Origin of the sequence: Caenibius sp. WL, assembly GCF_019803445.1 — a bacterium.
Classification (GTDB): domain Bacteria; phylum Pseudomonadota; class Alphaproteobacteria; order Sphingomonadales; family Sphingomonadaceae; genus Caenibius.
Genome location: NZ_CP081844.1, coordinates 430,343 through 449,230, shown reverse-complemented (window position 1 = coordinate 449,230; position 18,888 = coordinate 430,343). Strand labels below are relative to the sequence as shown.

At 65.7% G+C, this 18,888-nt stretch carries 19 protein-coding genes; 11 read left to right on the top strand and 8 right to left on the bottom strand.

The features are described from left to right. Positions 1-133: 133 nt before the first annotated feature. From K5X80_RS02215 to K5X80_RS02200, 4 genes are all read right to left on the bottom strand, one after another. Positions 134-667, bottom strand: coding sequence for a CarD family transcriptional regulator (locus K5X80_RS02215; protein WP_261390596.1), 534 nt, complete (start codon positions 665-667; stop codon positions 134-136). A gap of 283 nt (positions 668-950) precedes the next feature. Then, positions 951-1,289 (bottom strand): ferredoxin FdxA, encoded by a 339-nt coding sequence (gene fdxA / locus K5X80_RS02210; RefSeq protein WP_222559230.1) that lies wholly within the window; start codon positions 1,287-1,289, stop codon positions 951-953. Continuing rightward, the gene (locus K5X80_RS02205) at positions 1,286-1,606 is read right to left on the bottom strand and encodes an RNA-binding S4 domain-containing protein (protein ID WP_222559229.1); all 321 of its coding nucleotides are present in this window, start codon (positions 1,604-1,606) and stop codon (positions 1,286-1,288) included. The genes fdxA and K5X80_RS02205 overlap by 4 nt, the downstream gene beginning before the upstream one ends. 12 nt (positions 1,607-1,618) lie before the next feature. Then, entirely contained in the window at positions 1,619-4,141 is a 2,523-nt protein-coding gene (locus K5X80_RS02200) for a helicase-related protein (RefSeq protein WP_222559228.1), read from the bottom strand. Between the two features lie 266 nt (positions 4,142-4,407). Here K5X80_RS02200 and K5X80_RS02195 point away from each other — a divergent pair, with 266 nt between their 5' ends. From K5X80_RS02195 to K5X80_RS02175, 5 genes are read left to right on the top strand one after another with little or no spacing between them, the layout of a single operon-like run. After that, positions 4,408-5,994, top strand: a complete 1,587-nt coding sequence (locus K5X80_RS02195; RefSeq protein WP_222559227.1) for a M23 family metallopeptidase — start codon at positions 4,408-4,410, stop codon at positions 5,992-5,994. 32 nt (positions 5,995-6,026) lie between these two features. Next, positions 6,027-7,022 carry a porphobilinogen synthase gene (gene hemB, locus K5X80_RS02190; protein WP_222559226.1) on the top strand — a complete coding sequence of 332 codons (996 nt, stop codon included), beginning with the start codon at positions 6,027-6,029 and terminating at the stop codon, positions 7,020-7,022. Further along, the gene (locus K5X80_RS02185; protein ID WP_222559225.1) at positions 7,015-7,593 is read left to right on the top strand and encodes a GNAT family N-acetyltransferase; all 579 of its coding nucleotides are present in this window, start codon (positions 7,015-7,017) and stop codon (positions 7,591-7,593) included. Before hemB ends, K5X80_RS02185 begins: the two co-directional genes overlap by 8 nt. A gap of 19 nt (positions 7,594-7,612) precedes the next feature. Further along, complete coding sequence (locus tag K5X80_RS02180) at positions 7,613-8,191, top strand: gamma carbonic anhydrase family protein (protein WP_222559224.1); 579 nt, start codon at positions 7,613-7,615, stop codon at positions 8,189-8,191. After that, a complete protein-coding gene (locus tag K5X80_RS02175) occupies positions 8,178-8,459 on the top strand; it encodes a DUF167 domain-containing protein (RefSeq protein ID WP_222559223.1) in 282 nt (93 codons plus the stop codon). Before K5X80_RS02180 ends, K5X80_RS02175 begins: the two co-directional genes overlap by 14 nt. Here K5X80_RS02175 and K5X80_RS02170 read toward each other — a convergent pair. The 4 genes from K5X80_RS02170 to K5X80_RS02155 form a co-directional block, all read right to left on the bottom strand. Beyond that, a complete protein-coding gene (locus tag K5X80_RS02170; protein WP_222559222.1) occupies positions 8,444-9,169 on the bottom strand; it encodes a YoaK family protein in 726 nt (241 codons plus the stop codon). The two genes, K5X80_RS02175 and K5X80_RS02170, sit on opposite strands and share 16 nt — an antisense overlap. After that, positions 9,156-9,557: a group II truncated hemoglobin gene (locus tag K5X80_RS02165; protein WP_222559221.1), complete on the bottom strand. Its 402-nt coding sequence runs from the start codon at positions 9,555-9,557 to the stop codon at positions 9,156-9,158. The genes K5X80_RS02170 and K5X80_RS02165 overlap by 14 nt, the downstream gene beginning before the upstream one ends. Positions 9,558-9,719: 162 nt before the next feature. Further along, entirely contained in the window at positions 9,720-12,119 is a 2,400-nt protein-coding gene (clpA, locus tag K5X80_RS02160) for an ATP-dependent Clp protease ATP-binding subunit ClpA (protein WP_222559220.1), read from the bottom strand. Positions 12,120-12,239: 120 nt separating this feature from the next. After that, positions 12,240-12,440 carry a DUF1192 family protein gene (locus K5X80_RS02155; protein ID WP_222559219.1) on the bottom strand — a complete coding sequence of 67 codons (201 nt, stop codon included), beginning with the start codon at positions 12,438-12,440 and terminating at the stop codon, positions 12,240-12,242. A gap of 145 nt (positions 12,441-12,585) precedes the next feature. On the opposite strand from K5X80_RS02155, the gene K5X80_RS02150 reads away from it, so the two are divergent. The 6 genes from K5X80_RS02150 to K5X80_RS02125 all read left to right on the top strand — a co-directional run bounded on the left by K5X80_RS02150 (position 12,586) and on the right by K5X80_RS02125 (position 18,873). Further along, positions 12,586-13,563: an NAD(P)H-quinone oxidoreductase gene (locus tag K5X80_RS02150; RefSeq protein WP_222560351.1), complete on the top strand. Its 978-nt coding sequence runs from the start codon at positions 12,586-12,588 to the stop codon at positions 13,561-13,563. Between the two features lies 1 nt (position 13,564). Beyond that, positions 13,565-14,182 (top strand): glutathione S-transferase family protein, encoded by a 618-nt coding sequence (locus K5X80_RS02145; protein ID WP_222559218.1) that lies wholly within the window; start codon positions 13,565-13,567, stop codon positions 14,180-14,182. Positions 14,183-14,357: 175 nt separating this feature from the next. Beyond that, a complete protein-coding gene (locus K5X80_RS02140) occupies positions 14,358-15,191 on the top strand; it encodes a UDP-2,3-diacylglucosamine diphosphatase (protein ID WP_222560350.1) in 834 nt (277 codons plus the stop codon). A gap of 5 nt (positions 15,192-15,196) precedes the next feature. Further along, on the top strand, positions 15,197-16,231 hold the full coding sequence (locus K5X80_RS02135; RefSeq protein WP_283249263.1) for a glycosyltransferase family 4 protein: 1,035 nt from the start codon (positions 15,197-15,199) through the stop codon (positions 16,229-16,231). A gap of 171 nt (positions 16,232-16,402) precedes the next feature. Next, the gene (locus tag K5X80_RS02130; RefSeq protein ID WP_222559216.1) at positions 16,403-17,104 is read left to right on the top strand and encodes a DUF1013 domain-containing protein; all 702 of its coding nucleotides are present in this window, start codon (positions 16,403-16,405) and stop codon (positions 17,102-17,104) included. Between the two features lie 62 nt (positions 17,105-17,166). Beyond that, complete coding sequence (locus tag K5X80_RS02125) at positions 17,167-18,873, top strand: long-chain-fatty-acid--CoA ligase (RefSeq protein ID WP_222559215.1); 1,707 nt, start codon at positions 17,167-17,169, stop codon at positions 18,871-18,873. Positions 18,874-18,888 lie beyond the last annotated feature (15 nt).

The window sequence follows — 18,888 nt, the reverse complement described above, 5'->3', positions numbered from 1 at the left end:
GGAGGGGATTGGGTGGGGTATCGTTCCGAGCGGAAATTGTGGCGGGGGCAGTCATCTCTGCAAACGGCATGATCCCAAAAGAAAAAGGCCGCCCCATGGACGGCCCTTTCCTGAATGTGCGATTCGCCCGGAATCAGGCGGTTTCGGCGCTTTCGTAGTATTTCGGCGCATGCTCGTTGAGCACGGCGAGAATCTTCTGCAGTGCGGCCGGTTCGTCGGTCTTTTCCATCGCGGCCAGTTCGCGGGCGAGGCGGCTGGAGGCCGCTTCGAAAATCTGGCGTTCGGAATAGCTCTGTTCCGGCTGGTCGTCGGGGCGGAACAGATCGCGAGTCACTTCGGCAATCGACACGAGGTCGCCCGAATTGATCTTGGCTTCGTATTCCTGGGCCCGGCGCGACCACATGGTGCGCTTCACCTTGGGTTTGCCCTTGAGCGTTTCCATCGCTTCCTTCAGCGTCTTGTCGCTGGAAAGCTTGCGCATGCCGATCGCTTCGACCTTGTTGACGGGGACGCGCAGCGTCATCCGCTCTTTTTCGAATCTGAGAACATAAAGTTCGAGCTGCATGCCTGCGATTTCCTGGCTTTGCAGTTCGATAACACGGCCGACCCCGTGCTTGGGATAAACGACATAGTCACCAACATCGAAGGCGGGAGCCTTACCTGCCATGTAACGTCCTTTCATACCGGCTGGACCAGAAACGCGGCAGTGAAGGTCAGAGGCGACCGTGCCGGGGCACGATCGAAAAATGCTTCACCTTGTCGCTGGGGTCCTTGCTCGCCTAAATCATGCGCTGCCCTACGGCAAATCCGCAGCAGTCAAGGGCCATATAGCAGATTTGAACGAAAAATACCACCCCTTCGGCGATTCCGGGAAAGAACCTGCCGAAAAGGGTGGCGCCTGTGTTCCGGATCGGCGGCGGGCCGCCGATATGCGGGAAATCAGGGGGCGATCAGTCGCCTTCGCCGGGTTCGGGCGAGAAGAACTTTTCGAACTTGCCTTCGACGCCCTTGTATTCGTCGGCATCGGCGGGCGTGTCGCGCTTGCTGGTCAGATTCGGCCATTCCGCCGAATACTTGGCGTTCAGTTCAAGCCACTGTTCCAGATCGCTTTCGGTGTCGGGCAGAATCGCTTCGGCCGGGCATTCGGGTTCGCACACGCCGCAGTCGATGCATTCGCTGGGATTGATCACCAGCATGTTTTCGCCTTCGTAGAAGCAGTCCACCGGACACACCTCGACGCAATCCATATACTTGCACTTGATGCATGCATCGGTGACGACATAGGTCATGGTCGGTATTCCCCTTCAGGCCCTTCAGGCGGTTCGTTGCTGCGCTCTGCTATGGCGAAGTTCCGCTCTCCGTCAAGCACCCGATAGCATTCGCGCGCTTCGGCGGCCGGTCCGCGCCGCGCCGGAAGGCTCAGCAGTTCGATGACGAGCACCCCGCCGCGCAGCGGCAGCGTGAGGATATCGCCCACGGCCGTGGGCTGCCCGGTGCGTTCCACCCGGTTGCCGTTGCGGCGGATATGGCCTTCGTCGACCCATTTCTGCGCCAGCCCGCGAGTCTTGGCGAAGCGCAGGAACCACAACAGCTTGTCGATCCGCACCGGTGGGCGGCCTTAGCGGATCAGATCGGCCAGCGCGGCAAAGGCGCTGCCTTCGCGCGGCTTGGGCGCCGCCGGGCGGGCAGTGGACTGGTGATCCTTGCGCGGGGCGCGCCATTCCCACAGATCGGGTTCGGGCGGGCCGAACACCCCTTCGGCCAGCGCCGGGGCGGGAATCTTGCGGAAGCCCGCTTCGCGCATCAACCGCACGAAACTGCCCGGCGCCAAGCCCATCGACGTGCCGAGCGCGGTGTCGATAACGAACCGCCGCTTGCCCGGTGCCGCGGCGCGGCTTTCGTGCGCGGCGCGGAACAGCTTTTCGGCCATGTCCACGCGGATCGCCTGCTTACCCGCATGGCGATAGCCGGCCGGCAGTTTCTGCCCGCCGGGAATGACGCTCGCCATATCCTCGCGCACGAAGCGGCGGTCCACCCCGATCGCGCGCAGCAGCTTGCGCGGCGCTGGCTTGAGCAGCGCGGGCACGAAAATATCCAGCGCGCCGATGGTGACGCCCAGCTTGCGCAGTTCGCGCCGCCGCTCGGGCGGCACCTGGGCAAGGCCTGCCCGTTCGCGCAGGACAATGCCCCGCCCGGCGATCACCGCCAGCAGGAGCGCGCGCAGTTCCGTCCCCGCCTGGGGATCGCGCGCGGCTTCTTCCAGGCGGGTCAGCGGGGCCAGCGGCGCCAGCTCGCGCACCAGCCAGACTTCGAGCGCTTCGGCAAGCCGGGTGCGCTGTTGCGGGGCCAGCGCGCCCAGTTCGCGGGCCAGTTCTATACGCGGGGCGGCCAGGGCCTTGCCTTCGCGCAAGTGGGCCACAGGCTGGCCTTCGCGCAGGATTTCGCCCTTTTCGATCGTCAGTTCGCCGAATTCGCTGGCGATCAGTTGCGATGCCTTTTGCGCCAGCAGTTCGGCCATGTGACGTTCCGCCGCCGCCAGCAGCAGCTTGCGATCGTCATGCCCGGTGCGGGCATCCACCACGAAGCGGAAACCGTCGAGATGGCCGATGATTTCGCCTTCGACGGATACCGCGCCGTCTTCCGCCAGTTCTACGCGCAACAAGTTTGCATCCTTACCCATGGTCTTCATCAATACAGCCGTGCGCCGGTTGACGAAACGTTCGGTCAGCCTGCCGTGCAAGGCATCGGACAAGCGCGCTTCGGCCGCGCGGGCGCGCGCCGCCATTTCATCCCGCGCCAGCACCCAATCGGGCCGCTGGCAGATATAGGCCCAACTGCGAATGGCCGCGATCCGGCCCTGCAACGTATCGATGTCGCCGTCGGGCCGGTCAAGGTCGGCGATGCGCGCGGCGACATAATCGCTGCCCAGTTCGCCATGGCGCAGGTCCTGCCACAGCCGCGCAATGAAGCGCGCGTGCGTTTCCGCCCCGTGCTGCCGGAAATCGGGCAGCGAACAGGCATCCCAGAATCGGGCGACCTGCCGGGGGGAGGTGATACCGGCGAGGATTTCCGGCTCTTCCGCCAGACGTTTGAGCACGGCGAGATCGATCGCTTCGGGCGCGGGGACGAGCCCCGGCGTTTCCGGCTTGGCCTCCAGATCGCCGATCAGGGTGTCGACACTGTCGAACCGGGGATCGCCTTCGCGCCAGAACAGATGGCTCAACGGGGCGAACCGGTGTTCCTCGATGGCGTAGATTTCTTCGTCGGTGAAAGCGACATCGCGCCCGCCGCCGGACAGCGTGCCGAATGTCCCGTCTTTCTGGTGGCGGCCCGCGCGCCCGGCGATCTGGGCCATTTCGGCCGGGGTCAGCCGCCGCTGGCGCACCCCGTCGAACTTGGACAGCCCGGCAAAGGCGACATGGGTGACATCGAGATTGAGCCCCATGCCGATCGCGTCGGTGGCGACGATGTAATCGACTTCGCCCGACTGGAACAGTTCGACCTGCGCGTTGCGTGTCTGTGGGCTGAGCGCGCCCATGACCACCGCCGCGCCGCCGCGGAAGCGCCGCAGCATTTCGGCCACCGCATAGACCTGCTCCGCCGAAAAGGCGACCACGGCGCTGCGTGGGGGCAGGCGCGAAAGCTTGGTCGCGCCGGCATGGCGCAGGGTGGAGAAGCGCGGCCGGGTGGTGATCTCAGCTTCGGGCAGCAGCGAACGGATCATCGGTTCCAGCGTGGAGGAGCCGAGAATCATCGTTTCGTCGCGCCCGCGCGTGTTCAGCAGGTGATCGGTGAAAATGTGGCCGCGTTCGCGATCCGCGGCCAGTTGCGCCTCGTCCAGCGCCACGAAAGCGCGCGTTCCCGCTTCGCGCGGCATGGCTTCGGCGGTGCACAGCAGCCAGCGCGCGCCGGGCGGTTCGATCCGTTCCTCGCCCGTGATCAGCGCCACTTCCTTCGGGCCCTTGATCGCGCAGACTTTGTCATAGACTTCGCGGGCCAGCAGCCGCAGCGGAAAGCCGATGGCGCCGCTGGAATGCGCGCACAGACGTTCGATCGCCAGATGCGTCTTGCCCGTATTGGTCGGCCCGAGCACGGCCTTGATGCGGGTATCGCCCGAGCGGGCCGGATGCTTGCCAGTCACGCCCGCGATTGTGGCGGTCCCGGCGCGTTGCTGCAAGCGGCGGGTGCAGGTCTTCCCCCGTTGACCGGCGGCGCGGGCGAACGGGCCAAGCACAATCGCATCGGTTCCGGATGCACTTAGGTGCTTGTTAACTTCGATCTGGCAGTAGGGCGGCCGGATGGAAACGGCCCGCTGCACGGGGGGCCGCACGGGGGGAAGCGCGCTTGTCTGCACCGCGCCAGGAAGTACTTGCCGGATTCGGGCGGGCCGGCCAGGGACAACGGCCGGTGGGGGCATTGTCGCCCGCCGCGCGGATGCGCGATGACGGGGAAATGCTCCTTTATCGCCGGGTGCGTTCGCTGAGCGAACGTCTTGCCGAATGGCGCGTGGATGCCGCGCGCGCGAGCACAGGTCCGCTGTTCGAGCTGGCGCACGATCTGGCGGACGATATCGGCAGCCTGCGCTGGTTTCGCGGGCTGGGGACTCTGGCAGGCCTGTCCGCCGTGGCGCTGGCGTTCTGGCCCGATTTCACCCCGCTCGAAGCGGCTTCGGCAATGACGCTGGATACCGAGGCGTGCAGCGAATACCGCAGCCAGATGATCCAGCCCCTGTCGCGCGGGGGGGCGAGCGGCCGCCACCGGGAAGCGACCGCAGCGGTGATTCCGCTGCAAGCCGCCCCCGAACGGCCCCGGCTGGAACTGGTGGCGACGCTTGCCCCGGGGGACAGTTTTGACCGTATGCTGAAACGGGCGGGCGTGGGCGCGGGCGATGCCCAGCGTGTGAGCGCGATGGTGGCGGATGCGGTGCCGCAGGGCGGGATTCGTTCCGGCACGAAAGTGTCCATCGTGTTGGGCCGCCGCCCCGCGCCGGATGCGGCGCGCCCGCTTGAGGCACTCAATCTGCGGGCGCGATTCGATCTCGAACTCGCGGTGAAGCGGCAGGGGGACGATCTGGTTCTCGCCCCGCGTGCGATCCGGGTCGATGCGACCCCGCTGCGCATCCGCGGGGCCGTGGGGGCCAGCCTCTACCGTTCCGCCCGCAACGCCGGGGTGCCTGCCCATGCCGTGCAGCAATATCTGCGCACGCTGGCGGGCCATGTCGATCTCGATGGCGGGCTGGGCGCGGGCGACACGTTCGATATCGTCGTCGCCTACAAACGCGCGGAAACGGGTGAGAGCGAGGCGGGCGAACTGCTCTATGCCGGGCTGGAACGGAGCGGCAGGCCCAAGGCGCAACTGCTCCGCTGGGGCAAGGACGGCCAGTTCTTCGAAGCATCGGGCGTCGGCCAGATGCGCAGCGGCTTGGTGGCCCCGGTCCAGGGGCAGATGGGTTCGCCCTTCGGCATGCGCCGCCATCCCATTCTCGGCTATATGCGGATGCACAAGGGGATGGATTTCAGGGCGCGCTACGGTACGCCGATCTATGCCGTCACCGATGGCCGGGTGGTTTTCGCCGGGCGTCATGGCGGGCATGGCAATTTCGTCAGGCTCGATCATGGCGGTGGGCTCGGCACGGGCTACGCGCATATGAGCCGGATTGCCGTGGCACCAGGGGCGCAGGTACGGCGGGGGCAGGTGCTGGGCTATGTCGGTTCCACCGGCCTTTCGACCGGGCCGCATCTCCATTATGAAATGTATCGCAACGGGCAGACGGTGAACCCGGCCAGCGTGCGCTTTGCCGTCCGCTCGCAGCTCGATGGCGGCGAACTGGCGGCTTTCCGCGCTCGGCTGGCGGCCTTGAAAGCGATCGCGCCCGGCGCGGCCTTGCGCGATCTGGCCCCCAGCGCGCCCGTCATGGCGCAAGCCCCCGCTCCGGCGCGGGAGATCGACCGGGTGGACAATCTGCCCCGTCTGGCCAGCCTATCGCGCGATTGAACCGCGGGCGCTTTTCCGGCAGGGAATGGGCCATGACAGCCGCCTATCCCGCCCTTCGCCTGCGCCGCACGCGGACCAGCGCCTGGAGCCGCGCGCTCCATCGTGAAAACCAGCTCAGCCCGGATCAACTGATCTGGCCGCTGTTCGTGACCGAAGGGCGGGGGGTGGAAGAACCGGTCGCCTCGCTTCCCGGCGTGTCGCGCTGGTCGGTGGATGGGATCGTGGCCCGGGCGAAGGAAGCGGTGGACCTCGGCATTCCCTGTCTGGCGTTGTTTCCGAACACCCCGGTGGACAGGCGCAGCGACGATGGCCGCGAAGCGCTCAATCCCGAAAACCTGATGTGCCGGGCGATCCGGGCGATTCGCGATGCCTGCGGCAGCGATATCGGCGTGCTGACCGATGTCGCGCTCGATCCCTATACCACGCACGGCCAGGATGGGCTGCTCGATGACAGCGGCTATGTCCTCAACGATGCCTCGGTCGAAGCGCTGATCGGCCAGAGCCTCAACCAGGCCGCTGCCGGGGCCGATATCATCGCCCCGTCAGACATGATGGATGGCCGTGTGGGCGCAATCCGCGCCGCGCTGGAACAGGCGGGCCATACCAATATTCAGATCATGGCCTATGCGGCGAAATACGCTTCCGCCTTCTATGGCCCGTTCCGCGATGCGGTGGGCTCGCGCGGGCTGCTGAAAGGCGACAAGAAGACCTATCAGATGGATCCGGCCAATGCGGAGGAAGCGCTGCGCGAAGTGGCGCTCGACCTCGCCGAAGGGGCGGACAGCGTGATGGTCAAGCCGGGCCTGCCCTATCTCGATATCGTGCGGCGGGTGAAGGAACGCTTCGAAGTGCCCGTCTTCGCCTATCAGGTCAGCGGCGAATACGCGATGATCGAAGCCGCCGTGGCGGCGGATGCGGGCGAGCGGGAAGGGCTGGTGATGGAAACGCTGATGGCCTTCCGCCGCGCGGGTTGTTCCGGCGTGCTGACCTATCACGCGCCTTTTGCCGCGCGCTTGCTCAATGGCTGAATTCCGCCATGAAACCGATCGCCTGATCCTGCGCGACTGGCGCGAGGAGGACTGGGAACCGTTCTTCCGCCACACCAACACGCCCGCGGTGATGCGCTGGCTGGGCGGGGTGATGAACGAGGCGGGCATGGCCACCGCGCGCCTCCGGCTCGAATCCTACCGGCGCGATCACGGTTTCACGTTCTGGGTGGTGGAGCGCAAGCGGGACGGCGGCCATCTGGCGGGTGAACCGCTGGGCTTCTGCGGGTTCAAGCGCTCCAACCAGCAAGGCGGGCCGGTGGGCGATATGGAAATCGGCTGGCGCCTGCGCGAAGATGCCTGGGGCCATGGCTATGCGCTGGAAGCGGCGCAGGCGTGCATGGCGATCGGGTTCGAGACATTCGGCGCGCCGCATATGCTGGCTCTGACGGTGGAAGGAAACGCGGCAAGCTGGGGCCTGATGCGGCGGCTGGGCATGCGCCGCCGCGCCGATCTGGATTTTGCCAACACCGATTTCGATCCGGAAAGCGGCACGATCATAGTCTACGCGATTACCCGCGAAGAATGGGCTATGCTGCGCGGCGAAGCGTGAGCGCAAAAGGAACCATGACATGACTATCCAGCGGCCCGGCACCACGATCCTGCCTTTCCATGGCAAGGTGCCCCGGATTCACGACAGCGCTTTCATCGCCCCCGGTGTGCGCATTATCGGCGATGTGGAAATCGGCCCGGATGTCAGCGTGTGGTACAATTGCGTGCTGCGCGGCGATGTGAACCGGATCGTGATCGGCGCGCGCAGCAATATCCAGGATGGCACGGTGATCCATTGCGATGGCCCGGATGCGCATATGCCCGATGGCTTCCCCGCGATCATCGGCGATGATGTGCTGGTCGGCCATATGGCGATGCTGCACGGCTGCACCTTGCGGGACCGCGCCTTTGTCGGCCTCAGCGCCACGGTGATGAACGGGGCGGTGATCGAAAGCGACGGGATGCTGGCGGCGGGCGCGATCCTGTCGCCTGGCAAGGTTCTCGGCGCGCGGCAATTGTGGATGGGGCGGCCCGCCAAATATGCCCGCGACCTGCCCGATGAAGCGCTCGCCGAAATGCAGGCGGGGGTTGCCCGGTATGTCGAAAACGGGCGGGCGCATCTCGCCGCGCTGGCGGCGGCGGGCGATGGCGCGGCCTAAGACCGCCTATCCCCCTGCCACGGCGATTCTGGCGCTGGCCGATGGCGAAAGGCGGCTTGCCCTGCGGGTCACGCCCGGCGCGCGCAGCGAAGGGATCGAAATCGCCGATGGCTGCCTTGTCGTCAAAGTTCGGGCCAAGCCCAAGGATGGGGAAGCCAACGATGCGGTGCTGGAATCGCTGGCGGCGGCGCTGGGTATAGCGCCCTCGCGCGTGAAGCTGCTGCGCGGGGCGACCGGGCGCGACAAGCTGGTTCAACTGGAGGGATGACCGCGCCCTTCGATAAGGACGGCGCTGGCGGCGAGGCAGATCGCCCAACCCGCCGCGATCCACGCGGAAAGCGCCTGCGAATGGAGGAAAGCGGCGGTTCCGGCCACCGCCCCGCAGACCAGCCCCGCCCATAACGCCAGATTGCCCAGCCAGCCGGGGCGGGCGCTACCCTGCAGGAAAGCGGCCAGCCCTTGTCCGAAGCGGACGAGGGCGCCGGTCATGTAAGTCACGCCGATGGCGACTTCGCCGTTGCGGCGGAAGCTGTTGTTGATCACGCCCATGCTCAATACGGTGCAGGCGAGGAACCCCCCGGTGCGCTGGCCTGTCTGCAAGATCGCCGCCAGCACGAGCAGACCAGCCGCGGCGCCCAGAACCGCCGATTTGCGCCGCGTTCCCGCCCAGTCGGCCAGCAGCGCGCCGCCGGTCACGCCCACGACGAAGCCGGCGATCAGCAATGCGGGGAGGGTCGCGGCATGTCTGTCGGTCACGATGTCGACGGCCAGCCGGGTGGTGTTGCCGGACATGAACGACACGAAATAGCTTTTCGCGGCTAGGAAGCCAGTCGCATCGGCAAAACCGGCCAGCGTGGCCAATCCTGCCGCCAGAATCTGGCGCGGCCGGTCATAGACGTTCATGGCGCGGTTATGCCCGATCCGGCCCCCACCGCAAAGCACCGGGCGCGGGGCGGCGTTCCGGTCAGCTGCGCGCACCCATGGCGCGGGCCATGCGGTTGAGCATATCGGCCATTTCCGCGCCCAGTTCCCGGTTTTCCGGCTCGCAATCGGCAATCGCGCGGTTCATCGCCTCGGCCCATTGCGCGGCGGTGGCTGGTGCGATGGCAATCCCTTTGTGCGCACTCATCATGCATTTGCCGGGGTTTTCCTCGAACCAGTCGCGCGGGCCGCCTGCCCACGCGTTGAGAAAGCCGGATAGCGAATGGCGCATCGGCCCCAGGTCGGGGGCGTGCAGCGCGCGCAATTCGGCATAGGCCGGATCCTGATCCATCAGATCGTAGAACCGGTCCACGATGCGCCGGATAACGGGCGCGCCGCCGATCAGGTCATAAGGGGTCGCGCCTTGCTGGGGCTGGCTTGCCATGGTGCTCCTCACCGGGTGAAACGTCTGCAACATTTGCCTGGGCGATCGCGGCAGGAAAGTCTTTGACCGCGCGCAAATTGCGATCCCCTTGCGCCGGGCCCCATACGAACAGGGCGGCCGGATCGACCAGCCGCCCTGCCGAATTGCACCGGGGATCGGGCGTTATTCTTCGCCGCCAGCCGGTTCGTCCGCCGGATCGCCGCTGTCCTGACCGGCGGGCTTGCCACCGGCGCGCGAAGCGGTTTTCTTCGCCGCCTTGGCCCGCTTCGGTTGCTTGCTTTCCTTCGGCGGCGCGGGTGTGAGTTCGAAAGCGAGCTTGTCGTCCTTGATGCTCACATGCACTTCGCCACCATGGGCAAGCTTGCCGAACAGCAGTTCTTCGGCGAGCGGCTGCTTGACCTTTTCCTGAATCAGCCGACCCATCGGGCGCGCGCCGTAGAGCCGGTCATAGCCGCGCTTGGACAGCCAGTCGCGGGCATCGCCATCGAACTGGATGTGGACGTTCTGTTCCGCCAGCTGCAGTTCCAGCTGGAGGATGAACTTGTCCACCACCCGGCTGACGGTTTCGGCGCCGAGATAGGCGAACGGCACGATGGCATCGAGCCGGTTGCGGAATTCGGGGCTGAACATCCGCTTCACCGCTTCGTCGCCCGCGTCTTCCTTCGACACGTCGCCGAAACCGATGCCCTGGCGCGCCATGTCCGATGCGCCCGCGTTGGTCGTCATGATCAGGATGACGTTGCGGAAATCCACCGTCTTGCCGTGGTGATCGGTCAGCCGGCCATTGTCCATCACCTGCAACAGGATGTTGAACAGGTCGGGGTGGGCTTTCTCGATCTCGTCCAGCAGCAGCACGCAATGCGGATGCTGGTCGATGGCATCGGTCAACAGGCCGCCCTGATCGTAGCCGACATAGCCCGGAGGCGCGCCGATCAGCCGGGAAACGCTGTGGCGCTCCATGTATTCCGACATGTCGAAGCGCTTCAATTCGATCCCCATGATCGAGGCGAGCTGACGGGCGACTTCCGTCTTGCCGACGCCGGTGGGGCCGGAGAACAGGAAGCTCCCGATCGGCTTGTCCGGATCGCGCAGGCCCGCGCGGCTGAGCTTCATCGCGCTGGACAGCACTTCGATCGCCTTGTCCTGCCCATAGACGACGCGCTTCAGATCGCGGTCGAGATGTTCGAGCGCCTTCTTGTCGTCGGTCGACACGCTTTTGGGCGGGATGCGCGCCATGGTGGCGATCACCGCTTCGATTTCGCGCGCGGTGATCGTCTTCTTCCGGCGGCTGGGCGGATAGAGCATCTGCATCGCGCCCACTTCGTCGATCACGTCGATGGCTTTGTCCGGCAGCTTGCGATCATTGATGTAGCGGGCCGAAAGTTCGACCGCCGTCTTGATCGCATCGGGCGTGTACTTGACCTTGTGATGTTCCTCGAAGGCGGAGCGCAGCCCGCGCAGGATCTTGATCGTATCCTCCACCGTCGGCTCGTTCACGTCGATCTTCTGGAACCGGCGCAGCAGCGCGCGATCCTTCTCGAAGTGGTTGCGGAACTCCTTGTACGTGGTCGAACCGATGCAGCGGATCGCCCCGCTGGACAACGCGGGCTTCAGGAGGTTGGACGCGTCCATCGCCCCGCCGCTGGTGGCGCCGGCGCCGATCACCGTGTGGATTTCATCGATGAACAGCACCGCTTCGGGCATCTTTTCGAGTTCGGAGACGACCTGCTTCAGCCGTTCCTCGAAATCGCCGCGATAGCGGGTGCCCGCCAGCAGCGAACCCATGTCGAGCGAATAGATCACCGCATCGCGCAGCACTTCGGGCACATCGCCTTCCACGATTTTGCGCGCCAGCCCTTCGGCGATGGCGGTCTTGCCGACGCCGGGATCACCGACATAGAGCGGGTTGTTCTTCGACCGGCGGCAAAGGATCTGGATCGTCCGGTCCACTTCCGGGCCGCGGCCGATCAGCGGATCGATCTTGCCGCCCAGCGCCTTCTCGTTGAGATTGACGCAGAACTGGTCGAGCGCGGAATCCTTGGCAGACGCCTTGCTTTCCGCCTTTTCTTCGGACTGAGCGGGGTTTTCCGCACTGGTCGGCGCGCGGGTTTCGGACTGGCGCCCGCCCTTGCCGATGCCGTGGCTGATGAAACTCACCGCATCCAGGCGGCTCATATCCTGCTGTTGCAGGAAATAGACGGCATAGCTGTCACGCTCGGAAAACAGCGCCACCAGCACGTTTGCGCCGGTAACGGTGTCCTTGCCCGAGGACTGGACATGCAGGATGGCGCGCTGGATCACGCGCTGGAAACCGGCGGTCGGCTGCGGATCGGCATCGTCGCCGGTTTTGAGCGACTGGTATTCCTGATCGAGATACTGGCGGACGACATCGCCAAGGTCGTTCAGTTCGACCCCGCACGCGCCCATCACTTCGGCGGCATCGGGATCGTCGATCAGGGCGAGCAGGAGGTGTTCCAGCGTCGCGTATTCGTGGCTCCGGTCAGCGGCATTGGCAAGCGCGTTGTGGAGCGTCTTTTCCAAGTTTGCGGCGAAACTGGGCATCTAGGGGCCTTTCGCTAGGGGAGCTCTTTGTTGCGTAAACGAAAAGAGCAGGAGTGGATGTGTGTTGCAACCTATATGGGGGCGCTGCGCCGAAAAAGGAGGGGCAGCCGCAGGCATCGCCTAGCTGCGCGGTTTGAACAGCGCGTCGGCCGCCAGCCGGTGCGCCGCCGCGCGTTCGCGATGGGCTTTCACCCGCGCGATTTCCGCTTCGAGAAGGCAGATGCGATCATCCAGCTCGTCCTGCGAATAGCTGTCGAGGCTCTCGGTCGAGAGCTTGGCGGCCGCGTCTCCGCGCCGCCTGGGGAGATCGTCCTCGTCCATTGCGGTGCAGCATTTCCTTTCTCGGGCTTGCTGTCAATGGACATGGCCGTTACCCGTTTGGGAAAGGGGGCCCGGATCGTATAGCGGGCCGCCTGACGGGTAGCGAAATATGGGGATTTGGGTGACCGGGGCAACACCGCACACCATGCTGGCGATCGGATTCGATGAACCCGGCGGGCCGGACGTGTTGCGGGCGCGGGAACTGCCCGTGCCGCGGCCCGGCGCAGGCGAAGTGCTGATCAAAGTGGCGTTTGCCGGGGTCAATCGCCCCGATGTGGCCCAGCGGCAGGGACACTATCCGCCGCCGCCGGGCGCTTCGCCGATTCCGGGGCTGGAACTGTCGGGCACTGTCGTGGCGCTGGGCGCGGGCGTGCCCTCGGAACTGGCCGGGCAGGAAGTTTGCGCGCTGGTCACCGGCGGGGGCTATGCCGAATATTGCCTGGCCAAGGCGGGGCATTGCCTGCTGGTGCCCGAAGGTCTGCCGCTGGATCAGGCGGCGGCTATCCCCGAAACGCTGTTCACCGTCTGGCACAACGTGTTCGAACGCGGGTTCGCGGTGGCGGGGGAAACCATGCTGGTGCACGGCGGGACCAGCGGCATCGGCACCATGGCGGTGAAGCTGGCGCGGCTGTTCGGGATCGAAGTGATCGTGACCTGCGGCAGCGATGAAAAATGCGCCGAAGCGCTGCGCCTGGGGGCCGATCATGCGATCAATTACCGGACGCAGGATTTCGTCGAGGAAGTGCGGGCACTGACGGACGGTTGCGGCGTTGATCTGGTGCTGGATATGGTTGCGGGGGATTATGTCGCACGCAATCTGAAATGCCTGGCCGAAGATGGCCGCCATGTCACCATTGCGGTGCAGGGCGGGGTCAGGGCGGAGATCAACATGGCCCAGGTGATGATGCGCCGTTACACTTTGACCGGATCGACGCTGCGCGCCCGGTCGGACGGGTTCAAGGCGTTGCTGGCCGACGATATCCAGCGCAATGTGTGGGATATGGTGGCCGATGGCCGCCTGCGCCCGGCGATGGATTGCCGTTTCCCCTTGCGGGAAGCCGCGGCGGCCCATGCCCGGATGGAAGCCGGGGACCATATCGGCAAGATCGTGCTGGAGACCTGAGATGGAGCGGCTGGTTCTGCATGAGGACCCGCGCAGCGGCAATTGCTACAAGATCCGGCTGACGGCTGCCTTGCTTGGGCTGGCGCTGGAACGGGTCGCTTACGATGGCCTGAAAGGTGAAACGCGCACGCCCGATTTCCTCGCCCGCATCAATCCCGGCGGACGCATCCCGGTGTTGCAGATCGGGAACCGGTTCCTGCCCGAAAGCAATGCGGCGTGCTGCTATCTTGCCGAAGGCAGCGCGCTGATCCCGCAGGACCGGTTCGAAAAGGCGGAAATGCTGCGCTGGATGTTCTTCGAACAGAACAGCCACGAACCGAACATCGCGGCCCTGCGGATGTGGCTGCGCTTCATCGGCGAACACAAGCTTTCGCCGCAGCAGCGCGGGCAGATCCTGGCCAAGCGGATCGCGGGGGAAGACGCGCTGGCGACGATGGATCGCCATCTCGGCAGCCGGGAATGGATGGTCGGATCGTCGGTCACGCTCGCCGATATCGCGCTCTATGCCTATACCCATGTCGCCGAAGCGGGCGGGTTCCGCCTGCACGACTATCCCCAAATCTGCGCCTGGCTCGAACGGATGACCACGCTGCCGGGCTACGTGCCGATGCACGATTGATCGCATGATCCCGGCTTTTCAGGGCGATGTCACGAAACCGTCACCCGATTGAGACAGGCGTGTAACATTCCTGCGGCAGGGGGGCCGCATGGGGATAGAACCGTTCATCGATCCGATGCGGGACCAGGGCGGCGCGATGCCGGTGGCACTGCCTTTCCTGAACAGCGCGCCCGCCATGTCCGAACCGGCGCCCGAACCGGGGCCCGCAGGCCGCCGCCGCTATCGCACGATCTGGATTTCGGACGTGCATCTCGGCACGCGCGGCTGCAATGCCGAAATGCTGATCGATTTCCTCGATTCGGTCGACAGCGAGACGCTGTATCTGGTGGGCGACATCATCGACGGCTGGCGGCTGAAGAAGAAGTTCTACTGGCCCGCCAGCCACAACGAAATCGTCTGGCGCATTCTCAAGCGGGCCCGGCGCGGCACGCGGATCGTCTATATTCCCGGCAACCATGATGAGATGTTCCGCCAGTTCACCGGGCTGAATTTCGGCGGGGTCGAAATCCGCCGGGCGGCGTTCCACACCACCGCGGATGGCCGCCGCCTAATGGTGCTCCATGGCGACGAATTCGACACAGTGATGCTGGCCCATCGCTGGCTCGCGTTCGTGGGCGATGCGCTGTACCATGTGCTGATGGGTTGCAACCGCCGTGTGAATGCGGTGCGGCGCCGTTTCGGCCTGCCTTACTGGTCGCTTTCGAAAGTGGCCAAGCACAAGGTCAAGAACGCGGTCGAATTTATCTCGCGTTATGAACAGGTTGTCAGCCGTGCAGCGGCCGAACGCGGGGTCGACGGCGTGGTGTGCGGCCACATCCATACGGCGGAAATCCGCGATTTCGATGGGGTGGCCTACTACAACGATGGCGATTGGGTGGAAGGCTGCACCGCGCTGGTCGAACATATGGACGGGCGGATGGAAGTGCTGCACTGGCCCGAGGAAATGGCGCGCCGCGCGGCGGAGGCGGCCGGGCAACCGGCGGCGCAAGCGATGGGGCGCGCGGCATGAGCGGGCTGCGCATCGCCATCGTCACCGATGCCTGGACCCCGCAGGTCAACGGCGTCGTCCGCACATTGACCACTCTGGCGGGTGTGCTGCGCGGTTGGGGGCATGATATCAGGGTGATCTCGCCCGACCGGTTCCGGTCCTTGCCATGCCCCAGCTATCCCGAAATCCGCCTTGCGCTGGCGCGGCAGGGGGCGGTGGGGGCCTGGCTCGACCGGGCGGCGCCCGATGCGATCCATATCGCCACCGAAGGGCCGCTGGGGCTGGCGGCGCGCCGCTATTGCCTGCGGCGCGGTGTATCCTTCACCACTGCCTATCATACCCAGTTCCCCGATTATCTCGCCCGCCGCACGCGCCTGCCCGCCGCGACGTTCTGGCCCTATATCCGCTGGTTCCACCGCCCTTCCGCCGGGATCATGGTGGCGACGGAATCGGTCAGGGCGCAACTGCGCGAACAGGGCCTGACCCGGCTCTATCCGTGGAGCCGGGGGGTGGACCTTACCCATTTCACCCCGGCTGCCGCCCCGCCGGATCTGTTCGGAAAACTTGAACGCCCGATCCAGCTCTATGTCGGGCGGGTCTCGGTGGAAAAGAACATCGAGGCGTTTCTCGCCAACCCGCATCCGGGCGCGAAAGTGGTGGTGGGGGACGGCCCGGCGCGCGCGCGGTTGCAGGCCCGGTTTCCCGAGACGGTGTTCCTCGGTTCGCAAAGCGGGCAGGCGCTCGCGGCCTGCTATGCCGGGGCGGATGTCTTCGTCTTTCCCAGCAGGACCGACACATTCGGGCTGGTGATGATCGAAGCACTGGCCTGCGGCACGCCGGTGGCCGCCTATCCGGTGCAGGGCCCGTGCGATATCCTGACGCCCGCCGTGGGTGCGGTGGACGAACGGCTCGATCATGCGATTGCCGCCGCGCTCACACGCGATCGCGCTAGCTGCGCGGCTTACGGGGCTTCCTTCACCTGGGAGGCGAGCGCGCGCCAGTTCGTCGCGGCGCTGGCCTGTGATCCGCTTGCGGCGGCGCATGGCGCACTGGCGGCCTGACGCCCTTTTTGGCGCGCATTATCCTTGCCCAATCGCGGGCAATCGCTTAGATAGATGGGCGAACGGCCGCTCCGGAAGGGGCGGCCCTTATATTTTCACCGTGTGATTCAGTCCCCTTCCCGCATGGGTGCGGAAGGCGGAACAGGGCCCGGCAAGGGCTGGAGAAAAGCCATGTCCCAACCGACACCACTTATGCCGCATGCGACCGCTTCCTGGCTGGTCGACAACACGGCGCTCACGTTCGAACAGATCGCCGAATTCTGCGGTCTGCATATCCTGGAAGTGCAGGCGATGGCCGACGATCTGGCCAGCAGCAAGTACACCGGGCGCGATCCGATCCATTCGGGCGAACTGACTCATGAAGAAATCGCCCGGGGGCAGGACGATCCGGAATACCGCCTGCAGATGCAGCGCGCGCCGGTTTCGGTCAGCCGCACCAAGGGGCCGCGCTACACGCCGGTGTCCAAGCGGCAGGACAAGCCCGATGGCATCGCCTGGCTGATCCGCAACCACCCGGAAATCTCCGATGCCCAGATCGGCAAGCTGATCGGCACCACCCGCAACACGATTGCCGCGGTGCGTGACCGTTCGCACTGGAACATCCAGAACATCCAGCCCAAGGACCCGGTGACTCTGGGCCTGTGTTCGCAGCGCGAACTCGATGCCGTGGTCGCCAAGTCGGCGAAGAAGGCCGGGCTTGAAGGCGCGGCTGGCGCGGACAACGCGCTGGGCGGCGATCGTCAGGCGCTGATCGAAGAATTGCAGGCTGAACGCGAAGCCGCTGCCAAGGCCGCCGCCGAAGCAGCACAGGAAGCCGAAGCGCAGGCATGGCTCGAAGCCCGCCGCGCCCAGCAGGCGGAAGACCAGAACTGATCCTTCGCGGATAATGCCGATTGGGGCTTGCCGAGCATCGCGCAACGCCCCAATCTGCACCTGTGACTAGCGCAGAAAACAGGGATGGCCGGCCTGTTCTGGCCGGAGAGCATTTCGCCCATTACGGGGTGTGGGACATTGATCTTCCGCCGCTGGGGGTGCCCGATCTCCTGCGGCAGGCGGTGGACAGAACCCCCGATGCGCCGCTGGTCGATTTTCTCGGCCGGACCTATTCCTACCGCGCGATATGGCAGGCCGCGCAACGCTTCGCGGCCGGATTGCAGCAGGCCGGTTTCGGCCGGGGGGACCGGATTGGGCTCTATCTGCCCAATGTCCCGCATTATGTTTCGGCCTATTACGGGGCCATGCTGGCGGGGACGACGCTGGTCAATTTTTCCCCGCTCTATTCGGCCGAGGAACTGGAGGCGCAAGTCGTCAATTCCGGCACCCGTTTGCTGGTCACGGTGGATTCGGCGGCGCTGCTGCCCACGGCATTGGATGTGCTCGACAATTCGCCGCTCGAACGGCTGATCGTCACCCGGCTGGCTGATATGCTGCCGTTCCCCAAGAACTGGGCGCTGCGCCTGCTGGGCCGCAAGCAGCTCACCCCGGTTCCCGCACGGGCCGATGTCACCGCGTGGGATGGTTTCTTGTCCCCCGGGGCGCCGGAGCCGGTGGCGATTGATCCCGAACGCGATCTGGCCCTGCTGCAATACACCGGCGGCACCACCGGCACCCCCAAGGGGGCGATGCTGACGCACCAGAATCTCACCGCAAATGCCCGGCAGGTCAAAGCGATCGACCCCGATCAGGGACGGCGGGACATGGTGTTGGGCGTGCTGCCGCTGTTCCATGTCTTCGCCAACACCTGCGTGCTCAACCGCACGGTCGCCAACGGCGGCTGTATCGCGATGCTGCCGCGGTTCGATGTGAAGCAGGTGCTGGCCACCAGCCGCCGGGCGCGGCCGACATCGCTGTTCGCGGTGCCGACGATGTATCAGGCGCTGCTGGAGCATCCCGCGCTGCGGCGGGAGGATTTCGCGTCGCTGCGCGAAACGATATCGGGCGGCGCGCCTTTGCCCTTGCCGCTCAAGCGCAGCTTCGAGGAGCGCACCGGGGTCAAAGTGATCGAAGGATACGGGCTGACCGAAAGCAGCGGCGTGGTGGCGACCAATCCGTTGCAGGGCGAAAATCGTGCGGGCACGATCGGCCAGCCCCTGCCGCAGACCCGGGTGCGGCTGCTCGACAAGGACGATCCCCTGCGCGATCCCCCGCCAGGCGAACCGGGCGAACTGGCCGTGGCCGGGCCGCAGGTGATGCAGGGTTACTGGAACCGCCCGGATGCCGCCGCGACGGCTTTCGTCGAGCGTGACGGGGAGCGCTGGCTGCGCACCGGCGATATCGCCGTGATCGAGCCTGACGGCTTCCTGCGCATTGTCGATCGGCTGAAGGACATGATCAATGTCGGCGGCTTCAAAGTCTTCCCCAGCGTGCTCGAAAAGCATCTGCTGGATCATCCGGCGGTGAAGGAAGCGCTCGTGATCGGCGTGCCCGATGCCTATCACGGGGAAAGGCCGCGTGCTTATGTCACGCTGGAAGATGGCGCCCCGCCGGTGACGGGGGACGAACTGCTGCAATGGCTCACCCCGCATATCGGCAAGCATGAGCGGATCGAATCGGTGGTTATCCGGCCATCTCTGCCGAAGACGGCGATCGGGAAACTGGATCGCAAGGCGCTGGTGGCCGAAGTGCTGGGGGCGCAGGGCTGATCCCGGCCCACCGCT